2 protein-coding genes are annotated in these 25,533 nt (G+C 77.5%); both read left to right on the forward strand.

Features of this window, described 5'->3' with window-relative positions; translation table 11 throughout:
- The first annotated feature begins 121 nt into the window (after positions 1–121).
- Positions 122–10,564 (forward strand): type I polyketide synthase, encoded by a 10,443-nt coding sequence (locus O7628_RS23150; RefSeq protein WP_278133596.1) that lies wholly within the window; start codon positions 122–124, stop codon positions 10,562–10,564.
- 42 nt (positions 10,565–10,606) lie between these two features.
- Positions 10,607–25,525: a type I polyketide synthase gene (locus O7628_RS23155; protein ID WP_278133598.1), complete on the forward strand. Its 14,919-nt coding sequence runs from the start codon at positions 10,607–10,609 to the stop codon at positions 25,523–25,525.
- Positions 25,526–25,533 lie beyond the last annotated feature (8 nt).

Raw genomic sequence — 25,533 nt, forward strand, 5'->3', positions numbered from 1 at the left:
GGTCAACACTGTTGGTTAATGCAATTCGTGGTCGGGCTTGATGGGCCTTGGTGTCGCGGCTTGAGGCGTCTGTGGACGGTATTGGGTCGCCTGTTTGTTCCGGCCCGAAAAGGTGGCGCTAATGGCGACTGAGGACACTCTCCGGGAATACCTGAAATGGGTGACCGCGGATCTTCACCAGACGAAGAGGAAACTCGGGGAGCTGGAGGCGGCCCACCGGGAGCCCATCGCCATCGTCGGCATCGGCTGCCGGTTCCCGGGCGGCGTGCGGTCCCCCGAGGACCTGTGGCGGCTCGTCGCCGACGGCCGGGACGCCATCTCCGACTTCCCCGCCGACCGGGGCTGGGACGTCGACCGGCTCGTCCACCCCGACCCCGACCACCCCGGCACCTCGTACGTCGGGCAGGGCGGGTTCCTCGACTCGGCCACCGAGTTCGACGCCGGGTTCTTCGGCATCTCCCCGCGCGAGGCACTGGGCATGGACCCGCAGCAGCGGCTGCTGCTGGAGACCTCCTGGGAGGCGTTCGAGCACGCCGGCATCGACCCGGCGACGCTGCGCGGCCACCAGGTCGGCGTCTTCGCCAGCACCACCGGCCAGGACTACGCGGCGCTGCTCCAGTCGCCCCCGCCCGGAGTCGAGGGGTACGTCCTCACCGGCACCGCCGCCAGCGTCGTCTCCGGCCGCATCTCGTACGTGCTCGGCGTGGAGGGCCCCGCCGTCTCCGTCGACACCGCCTGCTCGTCGTCGCTGGTGGCGCTGCACCTGGCCTGCCACGCCCTGCGGCAGGGGGAGTGCACCCTCGCGCTGGCCGGCGGCGCGACCGTCATGTCCACCCCGGCCGCGTTCATCGGCTTCTCCCGGCAGCGCGGCCTCGCCGTCGACGGCCGGGTCAAGGCGTTCGCCGGGGCCGCCGACGGCACCGCCTGGGGCGAGGGCGTCGGCGTGCTCCTCGTCGAGCGGCTGTCCGACGCCCGCCGCAACGGCCACCCCGTCCTCGCCGTGGTGCGGGGCTCCGCCGTCAACCAGGACGGCGCGTCCAACGGGCTGACCGCCCCCAACGGGCCCGCCCAGCAGCGGGTGGTGCTCCAGGCGCTGGCCGGCGCGCGGCTCACCCCCGCCGACGTGGACGCCGTCGAGGCCCACGGCACCGGCACCAGCCTCGGCGACCCGATCGAGGCCACCGCGCTGCTCGCCACGTACGGGCAGGGTCGCCCGGCGGACCGGCCGCTGCGACTCGGCTCGGTCAAGTCGAACATCGGCCACACCCAGGCCGCCGCCGGTGTCGCCGGGGTCATCAAGATGGTGCTGGCGCTGCGCCACGGCCAGCTTCCCGCCACCCTGCACGTCGACGAGCCGACCCCGCACGTCGACTGGACGGCCGGCGCGGTGTCCCTGCTCACCGAGGCGCAGCCCTGGCCGGCGGGGGAGCGGCCCCGCCGCGCGGGCGTCTCCTCCTTCGGGATGAGCGGCACCAACGCCCACGTGATCATCGAGGAGGCCCCGGCGGAGACGCCGGACGCCGCCCCGACCGCCCCCGGCGCCCCGCCCGCCGAGGCCGCCCCGGCGACCCGACCGGCCATCCCCGCGCCGGTGGCGACCGCCGGCCTGGTCCCGGTGCTGCTGTCCGCCCGGGACGCCGCCGCGCTGCCCGCCCAGGCCGCCCGCTGGGCCGACTGGCTCGCCGCCGCCGAAGCCGAAGCCGCCGACCCCGGCACCGGAGCCGCCGACCACAGCGCCGAAGCCGCGGACCCCGGCACCGGAGCCGCCGAGCCCGACGCCGGCACCGGAGCCGCCGGCACCGGCACCGGTGCCGGGGCGCGGCTGACCGACCTCGGCTGGTCGTCGGTCACCACCCGGGGCGCGCTGGAACACCGGGCCGTCGTCCTCGCCGCCGACCGCGCCGGCCTGCTGCGCGACCTGCGTACGCTCGCCGCCGGCGACACCTCCCCCGGCCTCGTCACCGGCGCGCCGCGCGGCGGGCAACTCGCGTTCCTGTTCTCCGGGCAGGGCGCGCAGCGCGTCGGCATGGGCCGGGAGCTGGCCGCCGCGTTCCCGGCGTTCGCCGCCGCCCTCGACGAGGGCTGCGCGCACCTCGACCCCCGGCTGCCGAAGCCGCTGAAGACCGTCCTGTTCGCCGAGGCCGGCACGCCCGACGCCGCGCTGCTCGACCAGACGGTGTTCACCCAGGCCGGGCTGTTCGCCGTCGAGGTGGCCCTGCACCGGCTGCTGGAGTCCTGGGGCGTCACCCCCGACGTGCTGATCGGCCACTCGATCGGCGAGATCACCGCCGCGCACGTCGCCGGGGTGTTCACCCTCGCCGACGCCTGCGCGCTCGTCGCGGCGCGGGGCCGGCTGATGCAGGCGCTGCCGCCCGGCGGGGCGATGCTGGCGGTCGCGGCGTCCGAGGGCGAGGTGGCGGCGAGCCTGGAGGAGCACGCCGGACGCGTGGGGATCGCCGCCGTCAACGGCCCCGCCGCCGTGGTCGTCTCCGGTGCCGAGGCCGCCGTCGACAAACTCGCCGAGCTGTGGGCCGCGCGTGGGGTGAAGACGCGGCGGTTGAAGGTCAGCCACGCGTTCCACAGCCCGCTGATGGAGCCGATGCTCGCCGGGTTCGCCGCCGTCGTCGCCGGGCTCGACCTGCGCGCGCCGACCCTGCCCATCGTGTCCAACCTGACCGGTGACCTGGCCGACCCGGAGGCGGTCCGCACCCCGGACTACTGGGTGCGGCACGTCCGCGAGGCGGTCCGCTTCGCCGACGGTGTCGAACGGCTGCGCGCCCACGGCGTCGGCACGTACCTCGAGGTCGGCCCCAGCGGGGTGCTCACCGCGCTGACCCGGGACATCCTCGGGCCCGACGCCGACCCCACCGCCGCCGTGGCGCTGCTGCGCCGCGACCGCCCCGAGCCGGCGTCCCTGCTCACCGCGCTCGCCGAGCTGCACGTCGCCGGGGTGCCCGTCGGCTGGCGGGAACTGTTCGCCGGCGCCGACCCCCGCCGGGTCCGGCTGCCCGGATACGCGTTCCACCGCGAGCGCTACTGGCCCGACCTGACGGCCCCGCCCGCCCCCGCCGGCACGGAGTCCACCGCCGACGCCGCGTTCTGGGCGGCCGTCGAACGGGCCGACGTCGACGCCCTGCGCGACCAACTCGGCAGCGCCCCGGCCGGCGACGCCGACCCCGTGGACGCCCTGCTGCCCGCGCTGCCCGTCCTCGCCGCCTGGCGACGCGACCGGCACGACTCGGGCGTGGCGGACGGCTGGTCGTACCAGGTGGTGTGGAAGCCCGTGCCGGTCGCCGAGGGGGACCGGCCGGCGGGCCGCTGGCTGCTCGTGCTGCCCGCCGACGCCGCGCCCGCCTGGGCCGACGGCCTCGCCGGCCTGCTGCGGGCCGGCGGCGACGAGCCGGCGACCCTGCGCGTCGGGGCCGACGACCTCGACCGGGCCGCCCTCGCCGACCGGCTGCGCGCCGCCGTCGGCGACGCGCCCGTCGCCGGGGTGCTGCACCTCGTCGCCGGCCAGGACGCGCTGCTGCCCGCCCACCCCGGCACGAGCGCCGCCGCCGCCACCACCCTCGTGCTGCTCCAGGCCCTCACTGACCTCGACGTCGCCGCGCCCGTCTGGTGCGTCACCAGCGGGGCCGTCAAGGCCGGCCCCGCCGACCGGGTCGACCACCCCCTCCAGACCCTCGTGTGGGGCCTCGGCCGGGCCGCCGCCGTCGAGCAGCCGCACCGCTGGGGCGGCCTCGTCGACGTGCCGGCCAACCCCGACGAGAGCGTGCTGCGCCGGCTCGCCGCCGTCCTGGCCGGCGGCAGCGGCGAGGACCAGGTCGCCGTCCGCCCCGGCGGCGTCTGGGGCCGCCGCCTCGCCCCGGCCGCCGCCCCCGACCGGCCCGCCACCGACTGGTGGGCCGACGGCACCGTCCTGGTCACCGGCGGCACCGGCGCGCTCGGCGGCCACGTCACCCGCTGGCTGCTCGACAAGGGGGCCCGCCGGGTCGTCCTCGTCGGCCGGCGCGGCGCCGCCACCCCCGGCCTCCTCGACGGGTACGCCGACGACGGGCGGGTCACCGCCGCCGCCTGCGACGTCACCGACCGGGCCGCCGTCGCCGCGCTGCTGGACACGCTGCCCGACCTGACCGCCGTCGTGCACGCCGCCGGCACCGACCAGCTCACCCCGCTCACCGGCACCACCCTCGACGAGTTCTCCCACGTCGTCGCCGGCAAGGTGCTCGGCGCGCTGCACCTGCACGACTGCCTCGCCGACCGGCCGCTGACCGCGTTCCTGCTGTTCTCCTCCATCTCCGGCGTGTGGGGCAGCGCCGGCCAGTGCGCGTACGGGGCCGGCAACTCGCTGCTCGACGCGCTCGCCGTGCACCGCCGCGACCGGGGCCTCGCCGCCACCGCCGTGTCCTGGACCGCGTGGGGCGGGGCCGACGGCATGGCCGCCAAGAACACCGCCACCGAGGCGCTGCACCGGATGGGCCTGCCCACCATCGACCCGCAGCACGCCCTCGTCGCCCTCGACCGGGCGGTGCGCCGGCCCACCCCCTGCGTCACCGTCGCCGACGTCGACTGGGGCCGCTTCCACCCCGCGTTCACCCTCACCCGGCCCAGCCCGCTGCTGTCCGAGCTGCCCCAGGTGCGGGCCCTCGCCGAAGCCGACGCCGAGGCCGCCGCCGCGCCGGCCGGCGTCGCCGACGCCCTGCGCCACCTCGCCGACCTGCCCGAGGCCGAGCAGGAACGCGAACTGCTCGCCATCGTCAACGCGCAGACCGCCCGCGTCCTCGGCCACGCCACCGCCGACGACCTGCGCGGCCGGCCGTTCGCCGACCTCGGCTTCGACTCGCTCACCGCCGTTGACCTGCGTACCCGGCTCAACGAGGTCACCGGGCTGCGCCTGCCGTCCACCCTCGTCTTCGACCACCCGACCCCCGCCGACCTGGCCCGGCACCTGCGCGAGACCGCGTTCGGCACCACCACCACCGCGACCGCCGAGGCCCGCGTCGCCGTGGGCACCGACGAACCCGTCGCCATCGTCGGCATGGCCTGCCGCTACCCCGGCGACGCCCGCAGCCCCGAGGAGCTGTGGCGGCTCGTCGCCGACGGTGTCGACGCCATCGGCGACTTCCCCACCGACCGGGGCTGGGCCACCACCACCCCGGACAGCGGATACGCCCCGGCCGGCGGCTTCCTCTACGACGTCCCCGCCTTCGACCCCGCCTTCTTCGGCATCTCGCCGCGCGAGGCCCTCGCCATGGACCCGCAGCAGCGGCTCACCCTGGAGGCCTCCTGGGAGGTCCTGGAACGCGCCGGGCTCGACCCCGGCAGCCTCAAGGGCAGCCGCACCGGCGTGTTCGTCGGCGCGTCCACCTCCGGCTACGGCACCGGGCTCACCGAGGTGCCCGAGGGCACCGAGGGCTACCTGATGACCGGTGCCGCGCACAGCATCATCTCCGGTCGCGTCGCGTACACGCTCGGCCTCGAAGGGCCCGCCGTCACCGTCGACACCGCCTGCTCGTCGTCGCTGGTCGCGCTGCACCTGGCCGGTGAGGCGCTGCGCCGGGGCGAGTGCGACCTGGCCCTGGCCGGCGGCGTCACCGTGATGGCCACCCCCGGCACGTTCGCCGAGTTCTCCCGCCAGCAGGGCCTCGCCGCCGACGGCCGGTGCAAGTCGTTCGCGGCGTCGGCCGACGGGACGGGCTGGTCCGAGGGCGTGGGCATGCTCCTCGTCGAACGGCTCTCTGACGCCCGCCGCAACGGGCACCGGGTCCTCGCCGTGGTGCGGGGCAGCGCCGTGAACCAGGACGGTGCGTCGAACGGGTTGACCGCGCCGAACGGTCCGTCGCAGCAGCGGGTGATCCGGCAGGCCCTGGCGAATGCGCGGTTGTCGACGGCGGATGTGGACGTGGTGGAGGCGCACGGGACGGGTACGACGTTGGGTGATCCGATCGAGGCGCAGGCGTTGTTGGCGACGTACGGGCAGGATCGTCCCGGTGACCGGCCGTTGCTGTTGGGGTCGGTCAAGTCGAACATCGGTCATGCGCAGGCGGCGGCGGGTGTGGCGGGTGTGATCAAGGTGGTGCAGGCGATGCGGCACGGTGTGGTGCCGGCGTCGTTGCACGTGGACGAGCCGTCGCCGCACATCGACTGGTCTGCGGGCGCGGTGGACCTGGTCACGGAGGCGCGGCCGTGGCCGGTGGTGGACCGGCCCCGCCGGGCGGCGGTGTCGTCGTTCGGCATGTCCGGCACCAACGCCCACGTCATCATCGAGCAGCCGGAGGAACCCGCCGACGCCCCCGTCGAGGACCCCGCGCCGGGGCTGGTCGACGCCGACGTCCTCGTCTGGCCGGTGTCGGCCCGGTCGGCGGCGGCGCTGCGCGACCAGGCCGCCCGGCTGGCCACCCACGTACGCGACCTCGACACCCTCGACCCTGCCGCGCTGGCCTGGTCCCTCGCCACCACGCGTGCCACGTTCGATCAGCGGGCGTCGGTCGTCGGGTCGGGCATGGCCGACCTGCTCGCCGGCCTGGATGCCCTCGCGTCCGGTCTGCCGGCGGGCAACATGGTGTCCGGTGTGGCGTCGGGTCATGGTGCTGGTCCGGTGTTCGTGTTCCCGGGTCAGGGTGCGCAGTCGGCAGGCATGGCGGCCGGTCTGGTCGGTCGGACGCCGGTGTTCGACGCGCGGTTGGCGGAGTGTCAGCGGGCCCTGGCTCCGTTCCTGGACGTCGACCTGGTCTCGGTGTTGATCGGGGATGACGAGTCGTGGTTGGAGCGGGTGGAGGTCGTCCAGCCGGTCCTGTGGGCCGTCGGTGTTGCCTTGGCGGCGGTGTGGGAGCACGTGGGTGTGGTGCCGCAGGCGGTGGTGGGTCACTCGCAGGGCGAGATCGGCGCGGCGTGTGTCGCCGGGATCCTGTCCCTGGAGGATGCGGCGAAGACGGTCGCGTTGCGGTCGCGGGCCCTGGCGGTGTTGCGGGGGACGGGTGCGATGGCGTCGGTGGACCTGTCCGCCGATGCGGTGGCTTCTCGCCTGTCCAGCTTCCCGGGTGTGGGTGTGGCCGCCGTGAACGGCCCGTCGACGGTGGTCGTGTCGGGTCCGCCGGAGCCCGTCGCGGACCTGGTGCAGGCGTGCCAGGACGAGGGCATCCGCGCCCGGCTGATTCCGGTGGACTACGCGTCGCACTCGCCGTCGGTGCAGGACGTGGCGGAGCGGCTGCGCGCCGACCTGGCCGACGTTGCCCCGCAGCCGGGCCGGGTCCGGCTCGTCTCGACGCTCACCGGTGACTGGGTCGAGCCGGAGAGCATGACGGCGGACTACTGGTATGACAACCTGCGGCAGACCGTCCAGTTCGATGCGGCCGTGCGGGTCGCCGTGGCGGCCGGGCACTCCACGTTCGTGGAGATCAGCCCGCACCCCGTGCTCACGATGCCGGTCACCGCGATCCTCGACGACGCCGGGGTCACCGGCCACACGTTGGGCAGTCTGCGCCGGGGTGATGACGACCCGACCCGGCTGCTGACCAACCTGGCCGCCGCGCACGCGATCGGCCTGCCCGTTGACCTGACGAAGGTCCTCGCCGAGGCCGACACCGTCGACCTGCCCACCTACCCGTTCGCGCGGGACCGCTACTGGTTGCAGGGCAGCGGCGCGAGCCGGGCCGGGCTGCCGGCGGTCGGCCTCGATGCCGCCGACCACCCGCTGCTCAGCGCGGTGGCCGACCTGCCGGGCGACGAGGGCCTGTTGCTCACCGGCCGGATCTCCCTGGCCACCCACCCGTGGCTCGCCGACCACGCCGTGCTCGGCACCGTCCTGCTGCCCGGCACCGCGCTGGTCGAGCTGGCCTCCTTCAGCGGCCGGCACGTCGACGCCGCCCACGTGACCGAACTGGTCCTGGAAGCACCGCTCGCCGTGCCGGAGGAGGGGAGCGTCGACCTGCGGGTCCGCGTCGGCGCGGCCGGCGAGGACGGGCTGCGGCCCGTCTCCGTCCACTCGTCCGTCGGCGAGGCCCACCCGTCCGGGGGCGACGGCGGCGACCAGCCCGGGGCGGCCGGCCGGCAGTGGCAGCGGCACGCCCACGGCCTGCTCGCCCCCACCCGGCCGGTGACCGTCGCCCCGGCCGCCGCGTGGCCCCCGCCCGGGGCGGAACCGATCGCCCTCGACGCCCTGTATCCGCACCTCGCCGAGCAGGGCTACCACTACGGTCCGGTGTTCCGGGCGTTGCGCGCCGCCTGGCGGCACGGCGACGACCTCCTCGCCGAGGTCGCCCTCGACGCCGACGCGCCCGGCGACGCGGCCCCGTTCACCGTGCACCCGGCCCTGCTCGACGCCGCCCTGCACGCCATCGGCGCGAGCACCCTCGGCCGCGCCGGCGCCGGCAGCGCCCACAGCGGGGCCGGCAGCGCCGGCAGCGAGGCCGACGGCGACAGCACCGGCAGCGGCGCGCAGCCGGGGCTGCCGTTCTCCTGGACCGGGGTGGCGATCGCGCCCACCCGGGCCCGGGAACTGCGCGTGCGCCTCACCGCCGCCGACGGGTCGGTGGCGGCCACCGTCACCGACACCGGCGGCGTGCCCGTCGCCTCCCTCGACGCCCTCGTGCTGCGGCCGATCACCGCCGACCAGCTCAGCGCCGCCCGCCGCACCGCCAACCGGTCCCTGCACCGCCTCGACTGGGTCACCCCGGAACCGGCCGCCGCCCGGCCCGCCGCCCTCGCCGCGCTCGGTCCGGCCGCCGAAGCCTTCGCCGGAAGCGCCGGGTGGCCGGGCGTCGAGGCGTACCCGAGCCTGGACGACCTGGTCGCGGCCGTGGCCGGCGGCGCGGCCCGGCCCGACGCGGTGCTCGCCGCCGTGACCGGGCAGCGCGCCGACGAGCCGAGCCCGGCGCGGGCCGCGCACCTGGCCGCCCACGAGGCCCTCGCCCTGGCCCAGGACTGGCTGGCCCGGCCGGAGCTGGAGCCGGTCCGGCTCGTCGTGGTCACCCGGGGCGCGGTCGCCGTCGCCGCCGACGACCGGCTCACCGACCTGCCCGCCGCCACCGTGTGGGGCCTGGTGCGCTCCGCCCAGTCGGAGCACCCGGGCCGGATCGTCCTGCTCGATCTCGACGACGACCCCCGCTCGGCGGCGGCGCTGCCGGCGGCCCTGGCCACCGGGGAGCCGCAGCTCGCCGTCCGCGCCGGGCAGCTCCGCGCGCCCCGGCTGGCCCGGCTCGGCCCGCCGCCGGCCGAGGCGGCGGCCCCCGACCTGTCCGCCGGCACCGTCCTGGTCACCGGCGCGACCGGCGCGCTCGGCCGGCTCGTCGCCCGGCACCTGGCCACCCGGCACGGGGTACGCGGGCTGCTGCTGGCCAGCCGCAGCGGCCCCGACGCCCCCGGCGCGGCGGACCTCGTCGCCGAGCTGACCGGCCTCGGCGTCGCCGCGCAGGTGGTCGCCGCCGACGTCACCGACCGCGCCGCGCTCGCCGTGCTGCTCGACGAGATCCCCGCCGACCGGCCCCTCGTCGGCGTCGTGCACGCCGCCGGGGTCCTCGACGACGGGGTGCTGCCGGCGCTCACCCCGGCCCGCTTCGACGCCGTCCTCGGGCCGAAGGTCGACGCCGCCTGGCACCTGCACGAGCTGACCGAGAAGCTGGACCTCGCCGCGTTCGTGCTGTTCTCGTCGGCGTCCGGGCTGTTCGGCGGCCCCGGGCAGGCCAACCACGCCGCCGCGAACGCCTTCCTCGACGCGCTCGCCCAGCATCGGCGCTCGCGCGGGCTCACCGTCACGTCGATGGCGTGGGGGCCGTGGGCCAACCCCGACCTGCCCGGCGGGCGGCCCGGTCACGTCGACGAGCGGCGGATGAGCCGGGGCGGCTTCCGCCCCCTCGACGCCGACGAGGGCATGGAGCTGTTCACCGAGGGGCTGCGCCACGCCGACCCGGTGGTCGTGCCCGTCGCCCTGGACCTGGGGGTGCTGGGCCGGCTCGGGCCGGCGCTGCCCCGGCTGCTGCACGGCCTGGTCCGCCCGGCCGGCGCGGCGGCACCGGCGGCGGCACCGGCCGCCGACGCGGCGGCGGCGCTGCGCGACACCCTCGCCGCCACCCCGGAGGCCGAGCGCGACCGGGTGCTGTCCGACCTGGTCCGCACCCACGCGGCGGCGGTCCTCGGGTACGCGTCGCTGCGCGACATCGACGCCGACAAGGGCTTCGTGGAGCTGGGCTTCGACTCGCTGACGGCGGTGGAGTTCCGCAACCGGCTCACCGCCGCCACCGGGCTGCGGCTGCCGTCCACCCTCGTCTACGACCGGCCCACCACCACCGCCCTCGTCGGCTACCTGCGGGGCGCGCTGCTCGCCGAGCGCAGCACGTCCGCGCTGTCGGTGCTCGGCGAGCTGAGCAAGCTGGAGACCGTCATGCGGGCCGTCGCCGCCGACGACACCGACCGCGCCGCCGTCGCCGACCGGCTGCGGGAACTGCTGTCGGCGTGGACGCACACCGAGGCCGACGCCGCCGCCGACGGCACCGGCGACGGCGGGCTCGCCTCCGCCACCGCGGAGGAGATCTTCCACCTGCTCGACGACGAGCTCGGAACGGCCTGACCCGGATGTCCCGGACGTCTGATCCCGATACGGAGTGGCCCGATGCCCACTGAGGCGGAGTTCCTCGACTACCTCCGGCGTGCCACGGCCGACCTGCGCGAGGCGCGGCGGCGGGTGCGCGAGGTGGAGGCGAAGGACCGCGAGCCGATGGCCGTCGTCGGCATGGCCTGCCGGTTCCCCGGCGGCGTACGCGGCCCGGACGACCTGTGGGACCTCGTCGACGCCGGCCGCGAGGGGCTGGGCGACTTCCCCACCGACCGGGGCTGGGACCTGGAGCGGCTGTTCCACGTCGACCCGGACAACCCGGGCACCTCCTACACCGACCAGGGCGGCTTCCTCTACGACGCCACGGAGTTCGACCCGGCCTTCTTCGGCATCTCGCCGCGCGAGGCCCTGGCCATGGACCCGCAGCAGCGGCTGCTGCTGGAGAGCGCGTGGGAGGCGTTCGAGTCCGCCGACCTGGACCCGCAGCGGCTGCGCGGCAGCCGCACCGGCGTCTTCGCCGGGGTGATGTACCACGACTACGCCTCCCGGGTGCTGGACCTGCCCGAGGGCGTCGAGGGCTACCTCGGCACCGGCAACTCCGGCAGCCTCGTCTCCGGCCGGGTCGCCTACACGTACGGGCTGGAAGGGCCCGCCGTCACCGTCGACACGGCCTGCTCGTCGTCGCTGGTCGCCGTGCACCTCGCCGTGCAGGCGCTGCGCCAGCGCGACTGCGACCTGGCCCTGGCCGGCGGCGTCACCGTGCTGTCCACCCCCGGCGTGTTCGCCGAGTTCTCCCGGCAGCGCGGCCTCGCCCCCGACGGGCGGTGCAAGTCGTTCGCCGACGCCGCCGACGGCACCGGCTGGGCCGAGGGCGTCGGCGTGCTGCTGCTCCAGCGGCTCTCCGACGCCCAGCGCGACGGCCGCCGCGTCTACGCGGTGATCCGGGGCAGCGCCGTCAACCAGGACGGGGCCAGCAGCGGCCTCACCACGCCCAACGGCCCCTCCCAGGAGCGGGTCATCCGGCAGGCCCTGGCCAACGCGCGGCTCGCCCCGGCCGACGTGGACGCCGTCGAGGCGCACGGCACCGGCACCACCCTCGGCGACCCGATCGAGGCGCAGGCGCTGCTGGCCACCTACGGGCAGGACCGGGCCGGGGCGGAGCCGCTGTGGCTCGGCTCGGTCAAGTCCAACCTCGGCCACACCCAGGCCGCCGCCGGCGTCGCCGGGCTGATCAAGATGGTGCAGGCGCTGCGGCACGGCCGGCTCCCCGCCACCCTGCACGTCGACGCGCCGTCTGCGCACATCGACTGGTCGGCCGGGGCCGTGTCGCTGCTCACCGAGCCCCGCCCCTGGCCGCAGGTGGACCGCCCCCGCCGCGCCGCCGTGTCGTCGTTCGGCATCTCCGGCACCAACGCGCACGTCATCCTCGAACAGGCCCCGGTCGCCGAGGAGCCCGACCCGGCCGCGCCGGCCGTCGTCCCGCCGCTGTCGCCGGTCCTGCTGTCGGCCCGCAGCCCCGAGTCCCTCGCCGCGCTGGCCCGCCGCTGGGCCGACCACCTCGACGCCGCGCCCGACGCCCGCCCCGTCGACGTCGCCGCGTCGTCGCTGCGCCGCGCCGGGCTGCCCCGGCGGGCCGTCGTCGTCGCCGCCGACCGCGCCGAGCTGCTCGCCGGGCTGCGTGCCCTCGCCGCCGACGAGCCGGCCGCGCCGGTCGTCACCGGCGCCGCCGCGCCCCGGGGCCGGGTCGCGTTCCTGTTCTCCGGGCAGGGCGCGCAGCGCCCCGGCATGGGCCGCGAGCTGGCCGGGGCGTTCCCCGTGTTCGCGCAGGCCCTCGACGAGGTGTGCGCGGCGCTCGATGAGCACCTGCCCCGGCCGCTGCGCGAGGTCATGTTCGCCGACGCCGGCACGCCCGAGGCCGACTTGCTGCACCAGACCGTGTTCACCCAGGCCGGGCTGTTCGCCGTCGAGGTGGCGCTGTTCCGGCTCGCCGGGTCGTTCGGGCTCGCCCCCGACTACCTCGTCGGCCACTCCATCGGCGAGCTGGCCGCCGCGCACGTCGCCGGGGTGCTCACCCTCGCCGACGCCGCGACGCTGGTCGCCGCCCGGGGCCGGCTCATGCAGGCCCTGCCGGCGGGCGGGGCGATGCTCGCCGTCGCCGCCGACGAGGCGTCCGTGGTCGAGTCCCTCGCCGGGGTGACCGGCCGGATCGGCGTCGCCGCCGTCAACGGCCCCGCCGCCGTGGTCGTCTCCGGCGACGCCGCCGCCGTGGAGCAGGTGGCCGCCCACTGGGCCGAGCGGGGCACCCCCATCCACCGGCTGCGGGTCAGCCACGCGTTCCACAGCGAACTGATGGAGCCGATGCTCGCCGAGTTCGCCGCCGTCGCCGCCGGGCTGACGTTCTCCCCGCCCACCGTGCCGATCGTGTCGAACCTGACCGGCCGGGTCGCCGAGCCGGAGCTGCTGTGCAGCCCCGACTACTGGGTCCGGCACGTCCGCGAGGCCGTCCGGTTCGCCGACGCCGTCGACCTGCTCGCCGAGGCCGGCGTCGGCACGTACGTCGAGCTGGGCCCCAACGGGGTGCTCACCGCGATGGCGCAGAGCTGCCTCACCGACCCGACCGCCGTGCTCGTGCCGCTGGCCCGCAAGGACCGCCCCGAGCCGCGCGCCCTGCTGGAGGCCCTGGCCCGGCTGCACGTCGACGGCCTGCCCGTCGACTGGGACGCCCTGCTCGCCGGGGCCGGCGCGCGCCGGGTGGACCTGCCCACGTACGCGTTCGCGCACCAGCGGTACTGGCTGGAGCCGGTCGGCCGGATCGCCGACGTCACCGGCGTCGGCCTCGGCGCGGCCGGGCACCCGCTGCTCGGCGCGGCGGTCTCCGTGGCCGGCGAGGACATGGTGCTGCTCACCGGCCGGCTGTCCCTGGCCACCCACGGCTGGCTCGCCGACCACGCCGTCTCCGGCGTCGTCGTGCTGCCCGGCGCGGCCCTGGTCGAGCTGGTCGTGCGGGCCGGCGACGAGGTCGGCGCGTCCCGGGTGCGGGAGCTGACCGTCGCCGCGCCGCTGGCCCTGCCGGAGGCCGGCGGCGTCCGCGTGCAGGTGCGCGTCGGCGCGGCCGACGACACCGGCGCCCGCGCGGTGACCGTGCACGCCCAGGCTGAGGAGGACCCGGAGGGCGGCTGGGTCCGGCACGCCGAGGGCGTCCTCGAACCGGCCGTCGACGACGAGCCCGCCCTCGGCGTGTGGCCGCCCGTCGCGGCCACCGAGGTCGACCTCGCCCAGTGGTACGACGCCCTCGCCGGGCGCGGCCTGGCCTACGGGCCCGCGTTCCGGGGGCTGCGTCGGCTGTGGGCCGGCGACGGCGAGGTGTACGCCGAGGTCGCCCTGCCCGAGGAGGCGGCCGGGCCCGCCGCCGCGTTCGGCGTGCACCCGGCGCTGCTCGACGCCGCCCTGCAACCCGTCGGGGCGCTGCTCGCCGCCGTGGGCGGCGGCCCCCGGGTGCCGTTCGCGTTCTCCGGCGCGCAGGTGCACGCGTCCGGCGCGACGGCGCTGCGGGTGCGGCTGACCGGCGACGGCTCGGCGGTGCGGCTCGTCGCCACCGACGGCGCGGGCGTCCCCGTGGTGTCGGTGGACTCCCTCGCGCTGCGGGAGATGACCGGCCTGACCGCCCCCGGCGTCGCCGCCCGTTCGCTGTTCGAGGTCGTCTGGCAGGCCGAGGAGGTGCCGCCCGCCGAGGAGCCCACCGGCTGGGCGCTGCTCGCCGCGACCCCGCCCGGCCCGGTGCGGGCCCTCGACCTGCCCGTCTTCGCCGACGTGGCGGCGGTGCTGGCCGCCGCCGACGAGGCGGGGGAGCCGCTGCCCCGCGCCCTCGTGCTCCCCGTGTCTTCCACCCCCGCCGCTGATCTGCCCGACGCCGTCCGGGCCGTCGCGGCCGACGTGCTCGGCGTGGTGCAGGCGTGGCTGGCCGCCGACGCGCTGGCCGACACCCGGCTGGTCGTGCTGACCCGGGGCGCGGTGGCCACCCGCGACGACGACCCGGTCACCGATCTCGCCGGGGCCGCCGTGTGGGGCCTGCTGCGCTCGGCGCAGTCCGAGCACCCCGACCGGATCGTCCTCGCCGACCTGGCCGCCGCCGACGTCGACGCCGCCGGTGTCGACGCCGCCGCCCTGGCGGTGCTCGCCGGGGTGGTCGACGACCCCGCCGGCACCGGCGGGCAGGTGGCGCTGCGCGGCGACGCCGTGTTCACCCCGCGCCTCGTGCGCGCCGCCGCCCCGGCCGACCCCCCGGCCGCCCCCGCGCTCGGCGACGGCACCGTCCTGGTCACCGGCGGCACCGGCGCGCTCGGCGCGCTCGTCGCCGAGCACCTCGTCACCGCGTACGGGGCCCGGTCGCTGCTGCTGGTGTCCCGCCAGGGACCGGCCGCCCCCGGCGCGGACGCCCTGGCGGAGCGGCTCACCGGCCTGGGCGCCCGCGTCGAGGTGGTCGCCGCCGACGTCACCGACCCCGACCGGGTGGCCGCCCTCGTCGCCGGGGTCACCGGCCGGCTGGCCGGCGTCGTGCACACCGCCGGCGTCCTCGACGACGGCGTGGTCACCGCGATCAGCCCCGAGCGGCTGGCCGGGGTGCTCGCCCCGAAGGCCGACGCCGCGTGGCACCTGCACGAGGCGACCGCCGGGCGGGACCTCGACCTGTTCGTCGTGTACTCCTCCGTCGCCGGGGTGCTCGGCTCGCCCGGCCAGGCCGCGTACGCGGCGGCGAACACGTTCCTGGACGCCCTCGCCGCGTACCGCCGGCAGGCCGGCCTGCCCGCCGCGAGCCTCGCCTGGGGCATGTGGGACACCGCCGGGATGGCCGCGACGGTCGGCGACGCGGACCGGGCCCGCTCGGCCCGCGCCGGCATCTCGCCGATGAGCGCCGACACCGGCCTCGACCTGTTCGACGCGGCCCTCGCCGCCGGCCGGCCCGCCGTCGTGCCGGCCGTGCTCGACGTGCCGGCCATGCGGTCCCGGGTCGTCGCCGGCCGGGTGCCGTCGCTGCTGCGGGTGCTGCTCGGCGCGGTGCCCACCCGCCGGCAGGCCGGCCACGGCAACTGGGCCGACCGGATCGCCGGCCTGGACCCGCAGGACGCCCGCGACCAGGTCGACGCCCTCGTCCGGGGCCTCGTCGCGCAGGTCCTCGGGCACGGCGGCGCGGACGCCGTGCCGGCGGACCGGGCGTTCCGGGAGCTGGGCTTCGACTCGCTGACGGCGGTGGACCTGCGCAACCGGGTCAACGCGGCCACCGGGCTGCGGCTGGCCTCCACGCTGGTGTTCGACTACCCGACCCCGCGCATCCTCGCCGGCCAGGTGTACGCGGAACTCGCCGGCAACCGGGCCGCCACCGTCACCCCCGCCGAGGCGGCCACCACCACCGGCCTCGACGACCCGATCGCGATCGTCGGCCTGGCCTGCCGCTTCCCCGGCGGCGCGGACAACCCGGACCAGCTGTGGGAGCTGCTGGCCACCGGCGGCGACGGGATCAGCGAGTTCCCCGCCGACCGGGGCTGGGACCTCGACACCCTGTTCGACCCCGACCCGGCCAACAGCGGCACCTCGTACACCCGGCACGGCGGCTTCCTCTACGGTGCGGCGGAGTTCGACCCCGGGTTCTTCGGGATCTCGCCCCGCGAGGCCCTGGCGATGGATCCGCAGCAGCGGTTGCTGCTGGAGGCGTCGTGGGAGGCGTTCGAGTCCGCCGGCCTGGACCCGCACCGGCTGCGGGGCAGCCGCACCGGCGTCTTCGCGGGCGTCATGTACCACGACTACGCCTCCCGGTTGATGGACCTGCCCGCCGAGGTGGAGGGCTACATCGGCACCGGCACCTCCGGCAGTGTGCTGTCGGGGCGGGTGGCGTACACGTTCGGCCTGGAGGGACCGGCCGTCACCGTCGACACGGCGTGCTCGTCGTCCCTGGTGGCCCTGCACCTGGCGGCGCAGGCGCTGCGGTCGGGGGAGTGCGACCTGGCCCTGGCCGGCGGCGTGACGGTGATGGCCACCCCGGGCACGTTCGTCGAGTTCTCCCGGCAGCGCGGACTGTCGCAGGACGGGCGGTGCAAGTCGTTCGCCGCCGCCGCCGACGGCACCGGCTGGGGCGAGGGCGTCGGCGTGCTGCTCGTGCAGCGGCTCTCCGACGCGCAGCGCGACGGCCGGCGGGTCCACGCGATCGTGCGCGGCACGGCCGTCAACCAGGACGGCGCGTCCAACGGGCTGACCGCCCCGAACGGCCCCTCGCAGCAGCGCGTGATCCGGCAGGCCCTGGCCAACGCACGGCTCACCGCCGCCGACGTGGACGCCGTCGAGGCGCACGGCACCGGCACCACCCTCGGCGACCCGATCGAGGCCCAGGCGCTGCTGGCCACCTACGGGCAGGACCGGCCCGCCGACCGGCCGCTGCTGCTCGGCTCGATCAAGTCGAACATCGGCCACACCCAGGCCGCCGCCGGCGTCGCCGGGGTCATCAAGATGGTCCTCGCGCTGCGGCACGGGCTCGTCCCGCCCACCCTGCACGTCGACGAGCCGTCCCCGCACATCGACTGGACCGCCGGGGCCGTGGCCCTGGCCACGGAGGCGACCCCGTGGCCGGCCGTCGACCGGCCCCGCCGCGCCGCCGTCTCCTCCTTCGGCATCAGCGGCACCAACGCCCACGTCGTCCTCGAACAGGCCCCCGAGCCGGCCGTCGCCGCCGAGTCCCGGCCCGGCGTCGCCGCCGACGCCGGCCTCGTGCCGTTCGTGCTCTCCGCCGCCGACCGGGCCGCGCTGCGGGAGCAGGCCGCCCGGCTGCGCGCGCACCTCGCCGCCCACCCCGAGGTCGAACCGGCGGAGGTCGGCCACGCCCTCGCCACCACCCGGGCGGCGTTCGGCCACCGCGCCGTCGTGCTCGGCCAGGACCGGGCCGAACTGGCCCAGGGCCTCACCGCCCTGGTCGACGGCGAGACCGTCGCGGGCGTCGTCACCGGCGCGGCGCTGCGCAACACCGCCCCCGTCTTCGTCTTCTCCGGCCACGGCTCCCAGTGGCCCGGGATGGCCGTCGACCTGCTCGACAGCTCCCCGGTGTTCGCCGCGTCCATCGCCGAGTGCGAGGCCGTCCTCACCCCCTGGGTGGACTGGTCCCTCACCGACGTGCTGCGCGGGGCCGAGGGCGCCCCGCCGCTGGTCGCCTCCGGCGTCGTGCAGCCCGCCCTGTGGGCCGTGATGGTCTCCCTGGCCCGGCTGTGGCGCTCGCTCGGCGTCCGCCCCGGCGGCGTCGTCGGCCACTCCCAGGGCGAGATCGCCGCGGCCTGCGTCGCCGGGGCCCTCACCCTGGAGGACGCCGCCAAGATCGTCGCCCTGCGCAGCCAGGTGCTCGTCGACATCGCCGGCCGGGGCGGCATGGTCTCCGTGGCCCTGCCCGCCGACCGGGCCCGCGACCTGCTCAAGCGGTGGGCCGGCGGGCTCTCCGTCGCCGTGGTCAACGGCCCCGGGTCCGTCGTGGTGGCCGGCGACGTCGCCGACCTCGCCGACCTCGTCGCCGCCTGCGCCGCCGACGGCGTGCGCACCCGCGGCATCGACGTCGAGTACGCCTCCCACTCCCCGCAGGTCGAGGCCGTCGCCGACCGGCTCCTGGCCAGCCTCGACGGGATCACCCCCCGCCCCGCCGAGCTGCCGTTCTATTCCGCGCTCACCGGCGAGCAGACCGACACCACCACCCTCGACGCCGGCTACTGGTACCGCAACCTGCGCGAGACCGTGAACTTCGAGCAGGCCGTACGCAACCTGCTCGCCGACGGCCACCAGGTCTTCCTGGAGGTCGGCCCGCACCCCGTGCTCAGCTTCGGCATGCAGGAGACCATCGACGCCGCCGAACACGAGGCGGCCGTGGTCAACACCCTGCGCCGGGGCGACGGCGGCTGGGCGAGGATCCTCACCGCCCTGGCCGAGCTGCACGTGCGCGGCGTCGAGGCCGACTGGAACGCCGTCTGCGGCGTGCGCACCGGCCCGGCCGTGCCACTGCCCACGTACGCCTTCCACCGGCAGCGCTACTGGCCGGAGGCCCCCGTGCGCACCGGACCGGCCGCCGCCGTCGACGACCCCGCCGACCGGCAGTTCTGGGACGCCGTCGAACGCGCCGACGCCGACGCCCTCGCCGCCGCCATGCGCATCGACACCGCCGACGCCCGCGTCCTCGGCGAGGCCCTGCCGCTGCTGTCCTCGTGGCGGCAGCGCCGCCGCGACGAGTCCACCGTGGACGCCTGGCGCTACCGGGTGCAGTGGACGCCGCTCACCGCCGCCGCCAGCGCCGCCCTCGGCGGGACCTGGCTGCTCGTCGCGCCCGCCGAACACGCCGGCCAGCCCATCGTCGGTCAGGTCGTGCAGGCCCTCGGCGAGGCCGGGGCGGACGTGACCCCGCTGGCCGTCGCCGACGCCGACCGGGCGGCCCTGGCCGCGCGGCTCGCCGACGTCGACGCCGCCGCCGTCACCGGCGTGCTGTCGTTGCTGGCCCTCGACGAGACGCCCCACCCGCAGCGGCCCGTCGTCCCCGCCGGCCTCGCCGGCACCCTCGCTCTCGTGCAGGCCCTCGGCGACGCCGGGATCACCGCCCCGTTGTGGTGCGCCACCGGCGGCGCGGTCTCCACCGGCCGCGCCGACCCGCTCGACCACCCCCGGCAGGCCCTCGTCTGGGGCCTCGGCCGGGTCGCCGCCCTGGAACACGCCGACCGTTGGGGCGGCCTCGTCGACCTGCCCGCGAAGCTCGACCGGCGCGCCCGGGGCCGGCTCGCCGCCGTCCTGGCCGGCGTCGGCCACGAGGACCAGGTCGCCGTCCGCACCTCCGGCCTGTTCGCCCGCCGGCTCGCCCGCGCCGCCGCCGACCCCGCCCCGCAGCGGCCCGGCTGGCGGCCCGCCGGCACCGCCCTGGTCACCGGCGGCCTCGGCTTCCTCGGCGCGCACGTGGCCCGCTGGCTGGCCCGCGAGGGCGCGGCGCACCTGGTGCTGACCAGCCGGCAGGGCCCGGCGGCGGCCGGCGCGGCCGAGCTGGAGGCCGAGCTGACCGGCCTCGGCGCGGCCGTCACCGTCGCGGCCTGCGACGTGGCCGACGCCGCCTCGCTGCGCGCCCTCGTCGACGGGCTCGCCGCCGACGGCGTCACCGTCGACGCCGTGTTCCACGCCGCCGGGGTGGCCCACGCCGGCCCGCTCGCCGGCACCGACGTCGCCGAGCTGGCCGACGGCCTGCACGCCAAGGTCGCCGGGGCGGTCAACCTCGACGAGGTCTTCGGCGGCGACGTGTCCGCGTTCGTGCTCTTCTCCTCCGGCGCGGGCGTGTGGGGCGGCGGCCTCCAGGGCGGCTACGCCGCCGGCAACGCGTTCCTCGACGCCCTCGCCGAGGACCGCCGCCGCCGGGGCCTCGCCGCCACCGCCGTCGCCTGGGGCGCGTGGGACGGCGGCGGCATGCTGGACACCGACGGCGCCGCCGACCAGATGTTCCGCTCCGGGGTCCGGCCGATGCGCCCCGACCTGGCCGTGGCCGTGCTCGCCCGCGCCCTCGCCGACGACGACACCACCCTCACCGTCGCCGACATCGCCTGGGACCGGTTCCACCAGACGTTCGCGATGACCCGCCCCCGGCCGCTGATCGAGGACGTCCCCGAGGTGGCCCGGATCCTCGCCGCCCGCACCCGCGACGACGACGAGCCGGCCGAGGCGTCCCCGCTGCGCGGCCGGCTCGCCGGCCTCGCCGAGCCGGAGCGCCGCCGCACCCTGCTGGAGCTGGTGCGGGTGCACGCCGCCGCCGTGCTCGGGCACGCCTCCGCCGAGGCGATCGGCGCGGACCGGCCGTTCCGGGAGATCGGCTTCGACTCGCTCAGCGCCGTGGAGATGCGCAACCGGCTCGGCGAGGCCGTCGGCCTGCGGCTGCCCGCCACCCTCGTCTTCGACCGGCCCACCCCGACGCTGCTCGCCGGCTGGTTGGCCGACCGCATCCTCGGCGTCACCGAGCAGGCCGCCGCGCCCACCCGGGCCGCCGCCGCCCTCGACGAGCCCATCGCCATCGTCGCGATGAGCTGCCGCTACCCCGGCGGCGTCGCCAGCCCCGAGGACCTGTGGCGGCTCGTCGCCGACGGCCGCGACGCCATCGCCGGGTTCCCCGCCGACCGGGGCTGGGACCTCGACGCCATCTACGACCCCGACCCCGACACCCCCGGCACGTCGTACGTGCGCGAGGGCGGCTTCGTCGCCGACGTCGCCGGGTTCGACGCGGCGCTGTTCGGCATCTCCCCGCGCGAGGCGCTGGTGATGGACCCGCAGCAGCGGCTGCTGCTGGAGACCGGCTGGGAGCTGTTCGAACGCGCCGGCATCGCCCCCGCCGACTTGCGCGACAGCAACACCGGCGTCTTCGTCGGCACCAACGGCCAGGACTACGCCACGCTGCTGATGGCCGCCCGCGCCGAGACCGAGGGCTACCAGGCCACCGGCAACGTGGCGGCCGTCGTCTCCGGGCGGCTCTCCTACACCTTCGGCCTCCAGGGCCCGTCCGTCTCCGTCGACACCGCCTGCTCGTCGTCGCTGGTGGCGCTGCACCTGGCCGTGCAGTCGCTGCGCGCCGGCGAGTGCGACACGGCCGTCGCCGGTGGCGTCACCGTGATGGCCACCCCCGGCCCGTTCCTGGAGTTCGCCCGGCAGCGCGGCCTCGCCGCCGACGGCCGGTGCAAGTCGTTCGCCGGGGCCGCCGACGGCACCGGCTGGGGCGAGGGCGCCGGCCTGCTGCTGCTCCAGCGGCTCTCCGACGCCCGCCGCGACGGCCGGCGGGTCCTCGCCGTGGTACGCGGCTCCGCCACCAACTCCGACGGCGCGTCCAACGGGCTCACCGCCCCCAACGGGCCCGCCCAGCAGCGGGTCATCCAGCAGGCCCTGGCCAACGCCCGGCTCACCGCCGCCGACGTGGACGCCGTCGACGGCCACGGCACCGGCACCCGGCTCGGCGACCCGATCGAGGCGCAGGCGCTGCTGGCGACGTACGGGCAGGACCGGCCCGCCGACCGGCCGCTGCTGCTCGGCTCGATCAAGTCGAACATCGGCCACACCCAGGCCGCCGCCGGCGTGTCCGGCGTCATCAAGATGGTGATGGCGCTCCAGCACGACCTGCTGCCGCCGACCCTGCACGTCGACGAGCCCACCCCGCACGTCGACTGGGCGGCCGGCGCGGTCGCGCTGCTCGCCGAGCCGACCCCGTGGCCCGCCGTGGACCGGCCCCGCCGGGCGGCCGTGTCGGCGTTCGGGGTCAGCGGCACCAACGCCCACGTCATCCTCGAACAGGCCCCGCCCGCCGACGACCGGCCGCAGCCGCAGGCCGGCGACGCGGAGCCGCCCGCCCCGCCGCTGCTGCCCTGGGTGGTCTCCGGCGACGACGCCGACGGGCTGGCCGCCCAGGCCGTCCGCCTCGCCGACTGGGCCGAGGCCACCGCCGCCGGCACCGGAGCCGCCCGCGCCGCCGACGCCGCAGCCGCCAGCGACGCCGCCGTCGCCCGGGTGCTCGCCACCGGCCGCTCCCACCTGCGGCACCGGGCCGTGCTGCTCGCCGCCGACCGCGACGCGTACGTGGCCGGGCTGCGCGCCCTCGCCGCCGGCCAGCACCACCCCGCCCTCACCCGGGACGTCGCCGAGCCCGGCGGCACCCTCGCCGTCCTCTTCTCCGGCCAGGGCGCGCAGCACGCCGGCATGGGCCGCGAGCTGTACCGGACGTTCCCCGCCTTCGCCGAAGCCCTCGACGAGGTCTGCCAGCACCTCGACGCGCACCTGCCCCGGCCGCTCAAGGAGGTGCTGTTCGCCGCCGACGGCAGCGCCGAGGCCGACCTGATCCACCAGACCGTGTTCACCCAGGCCGGCCTGTTCGCCGTCGAGGTGGCCCTGCACCGGCTCCTCGCCGGCTGGGGCGTCGTCCCCGATCTCGTCGCCGGGCACTCCGTCGGCGAGATCACCGCCGCGCACGTCGCCGGGGTGCTCAGCCTCCCCGACGCCTGCGCGCTCGTCGGCAACCGGGGCCGGCTCATGCAGGCCCTCCCGGCCGGCGGCGGGATGCTCGCCGTCGCCGCGCCCGAGGCCGACGTCGCCGCGACCCTGGCCCCGTACGCCGGGCGGGTCGCCGTCGCCGCCGTCAACGGCCCGGCCGCCGTGGTCGTCTCCGGCGCCGGCGACGCCCTCACCGACCTGGCCGACCACTTCACCGCCCTCGGCGTACGCACCAAGCGGCTCACCGTCAGCCACGCCTTCCACAGCCCGCTGATGGAGCCCATGCTCGCCGAGTTCGCCGCCGTCGCCGCCGGCCTCGACTACGCCCCGCCCGCCGTGCCGCTCGTGTCGAACCTGACCGGCCGGGTCGCCGACCCGGAGCTGATCTGCACCCCCGACTACTGGGTGCGGCACGTGCGCGACGCCGTCCGGTTCGCCGACACCGTCGAGCACCTGCACTCCCTCGGCGTCGCCACGCTGCTGGAGGTCGGCCCCGACACCGTGCTCACCGCGCTGGCCGCCGACGCGCTGCCCGACGCCGGCCGCACCCTCGTCACCGGCGTCCAGCGGCCCGGCCGGGGCGAGGCCGAGGCGCTGCTCGGCGCGCTGGCCCGGCTGCACTGCCACGGCGTACGGGTCGACTGGGCGGCGCTGCTGCCCGCCGCCGACCCGGTCACCCCGCCCACGTACGCCTTCCGGCACCAGCGGTTCTGGCCCGTCGGCGACGGCGACGTGCTGCGCACCGCCGAGCCGGCCGCCCCCGCCGCCGGCCCCGCCGACGAGGCGTTCTGGCAGGCCGTGGCCGACGCCGACGGCGACGCCCTCGCCACCCGCTTCGGCGTCGACCCGGACCGGCCGCTGCGCGACCAGCTGCCCACCCTCGCCCACTGGCACCGGCAGCGGCAGACCGACGCGCTCGTCGACGGCTGGCGCTACCGCATCACCTGGCCGCAGCGCCGCCTCACCGCCGGCCCCGCCACGGGCGAGTGGCTGCTGGTCGTCCCCGCCGGAACGGACGCCCCCACGGCCACCGTCGACCCCGACGCCGGCACCTCCGAGTCGGCCGCCGACGCCGCCGACCGGATCGGCGCGCTGCTCGCCGCGCACGGCGGCAGCGTGCGGACCCTCGCCGTCGACCCCGCCACGGTCACCCGCGCCGAACTCGCCGCGCTGCTCGGCCCGGCGGCCGGCGCGGCCACCCGTACCGTGTCGCTGCTGGCCCTCGACGAGCGGCCCCACCCCGACCACCCGGCCGTGCCCGCCGGGCTGACCGGCAACCTCGCCCTCGTCCAGGCCGTCACCGACGCCGCCCCCGCCGGGCCGCTGTGGCTGCTCACCCGGCAGGCCGTCAGCACCGGCCCCGGCGACCCCATCGCCCACCCCGCCCAGGCGACCACCTGGGGCCTCGGCCTGGTCACCGCCCTGGAACACCCCGCCCACTGGGGTGGCCTGCTCGACCTGCCCGCCGAGCTGGACCCGGCCGCTGGGGACCACCTGCTGCGGGCGCTGACCAACACCGACGCCGAGGACCAGCTCGCCGTGCGTCCCCTCGGCACCCACCTGCGCCGCCTCGCCCGCGCCGCCCGCGCCGAGCGGCCCGACGCCCCCGCCTGGCAGCCGCCGGACACCGTGCTGATCACCGGCGGCACCGGCGCGATCGGCTCGTACGCCGCCGCCTGGCTGGCCCGGCACGGCGCGCGCCGGCTCATCCTGGTCAGCCGGCGCGGCCCCGACGCCCCCGGCGTCGCCGCCACCCTCGCCGAGCTGGCCGACCTCGGCGCGCACGCCCGCGCCGTGGCCTGCGACCTGGCCGACCGCGACGCCGTCGCCGACCTCGTCGCCGGCCTGCGCCGCGACGGCGAGACCGTGCGCGCCGTCGTGCACGCCGCCGGCGTCGGCCGGCTCAACCCGGTCAGCGTCGTCGGCACCGACGAACTCGCCGACGTCGTCGCCGGCAAGACCGCCGGGGCCCGCCACCTCGACGAGTTCCTCGACCCCGACGACCTGGAGCTGGTCGTCTACTTCTCGTCCATCGCCGCCGCGTGGGGCGTCGGCGACCACGGCGCGTACGCCGCCGGCAACGCCTTCCTCGACGCGTGGGCGCAGTCCCGGCCCGCCGGCCGGGCCCGGGTCGTCTCCGTCAACTGGGGACCGTGGGCCGGCGGCGGCATGGTCAGCGACGAGCACGCCGTCGCGATGAGCCGGCGCGGGGTGTCCCTGCTCGACCGGGAACCCGCGATGGCCGCCCTGCGCGCCGCGATCACCGGCGACGGCACCGTGCTCACCCTCGCCGACGTCGACTGGGCCCGCTTCGCCCCCGTCTTCGCCTCCGCCCGGCCCCGGCCCCTCATCGCCGACCTGCCCGAGGTGGCGGCCCAGCACGCCGGCGTCGACCCGGCCGCCGACGGCGGCGACGAGGTCCGCACCGGGCTGCGCAAGCGGCTCGCCGACCTCACCGCCGCCGAGCAGACCCGGCTGCTGGTCGACCTGATCCGCACCGCCGCCGCCGAGGTCATCGGCCACGACAGCCCGTACGCCCTGGAGGCCGACCGGCCGTTCAGGGACCTCGGCTTCGACTCGCTGACCGCCGTGGAGCTGCGCGGCCGGCTCGCGAAGGAGACCGGCCTCAGCCCGGCCAGCTCGGTGGTGTTCGACTACCCCACCCCGCAGGCCCTCGCCGAGCACCTGCGCGGCGAGCTGGTCAGCGAGGCGTCCGTGCAGGCGCTGCCGACCGTCGAGGAACTCGACGAGCTGGAGGCCGCCCTCGTCCGGCGCGACACCGACGACCTGGGTCGGGTCCGGGTCACCATGCGGCTGCACCGGCTGCTGGAACGCCTCGGCGCCGCCGACCGGGGCGTCGGGGAGCGGCCCGACGAGGCCGCCGAGGTGGCCGACCGGCTGCGCGTCGCCAGCAACCAGGAGCTTTTCGATCTTGTCGACCGGGACCTCGGGCTTTCCTGAGTCACGCG

The sequence above is a fragment of the Micromonospora sp. WMMD956 genome, assembly GCF_029626125.1.
In the GTDB taxonomy this organism is placed as follows: Bacteria; Actinomycetota; Actinomycetes; order Mycobacteriales; family Micromonosporaceae; genus Micromonospora; species Micromonospora carbonacea.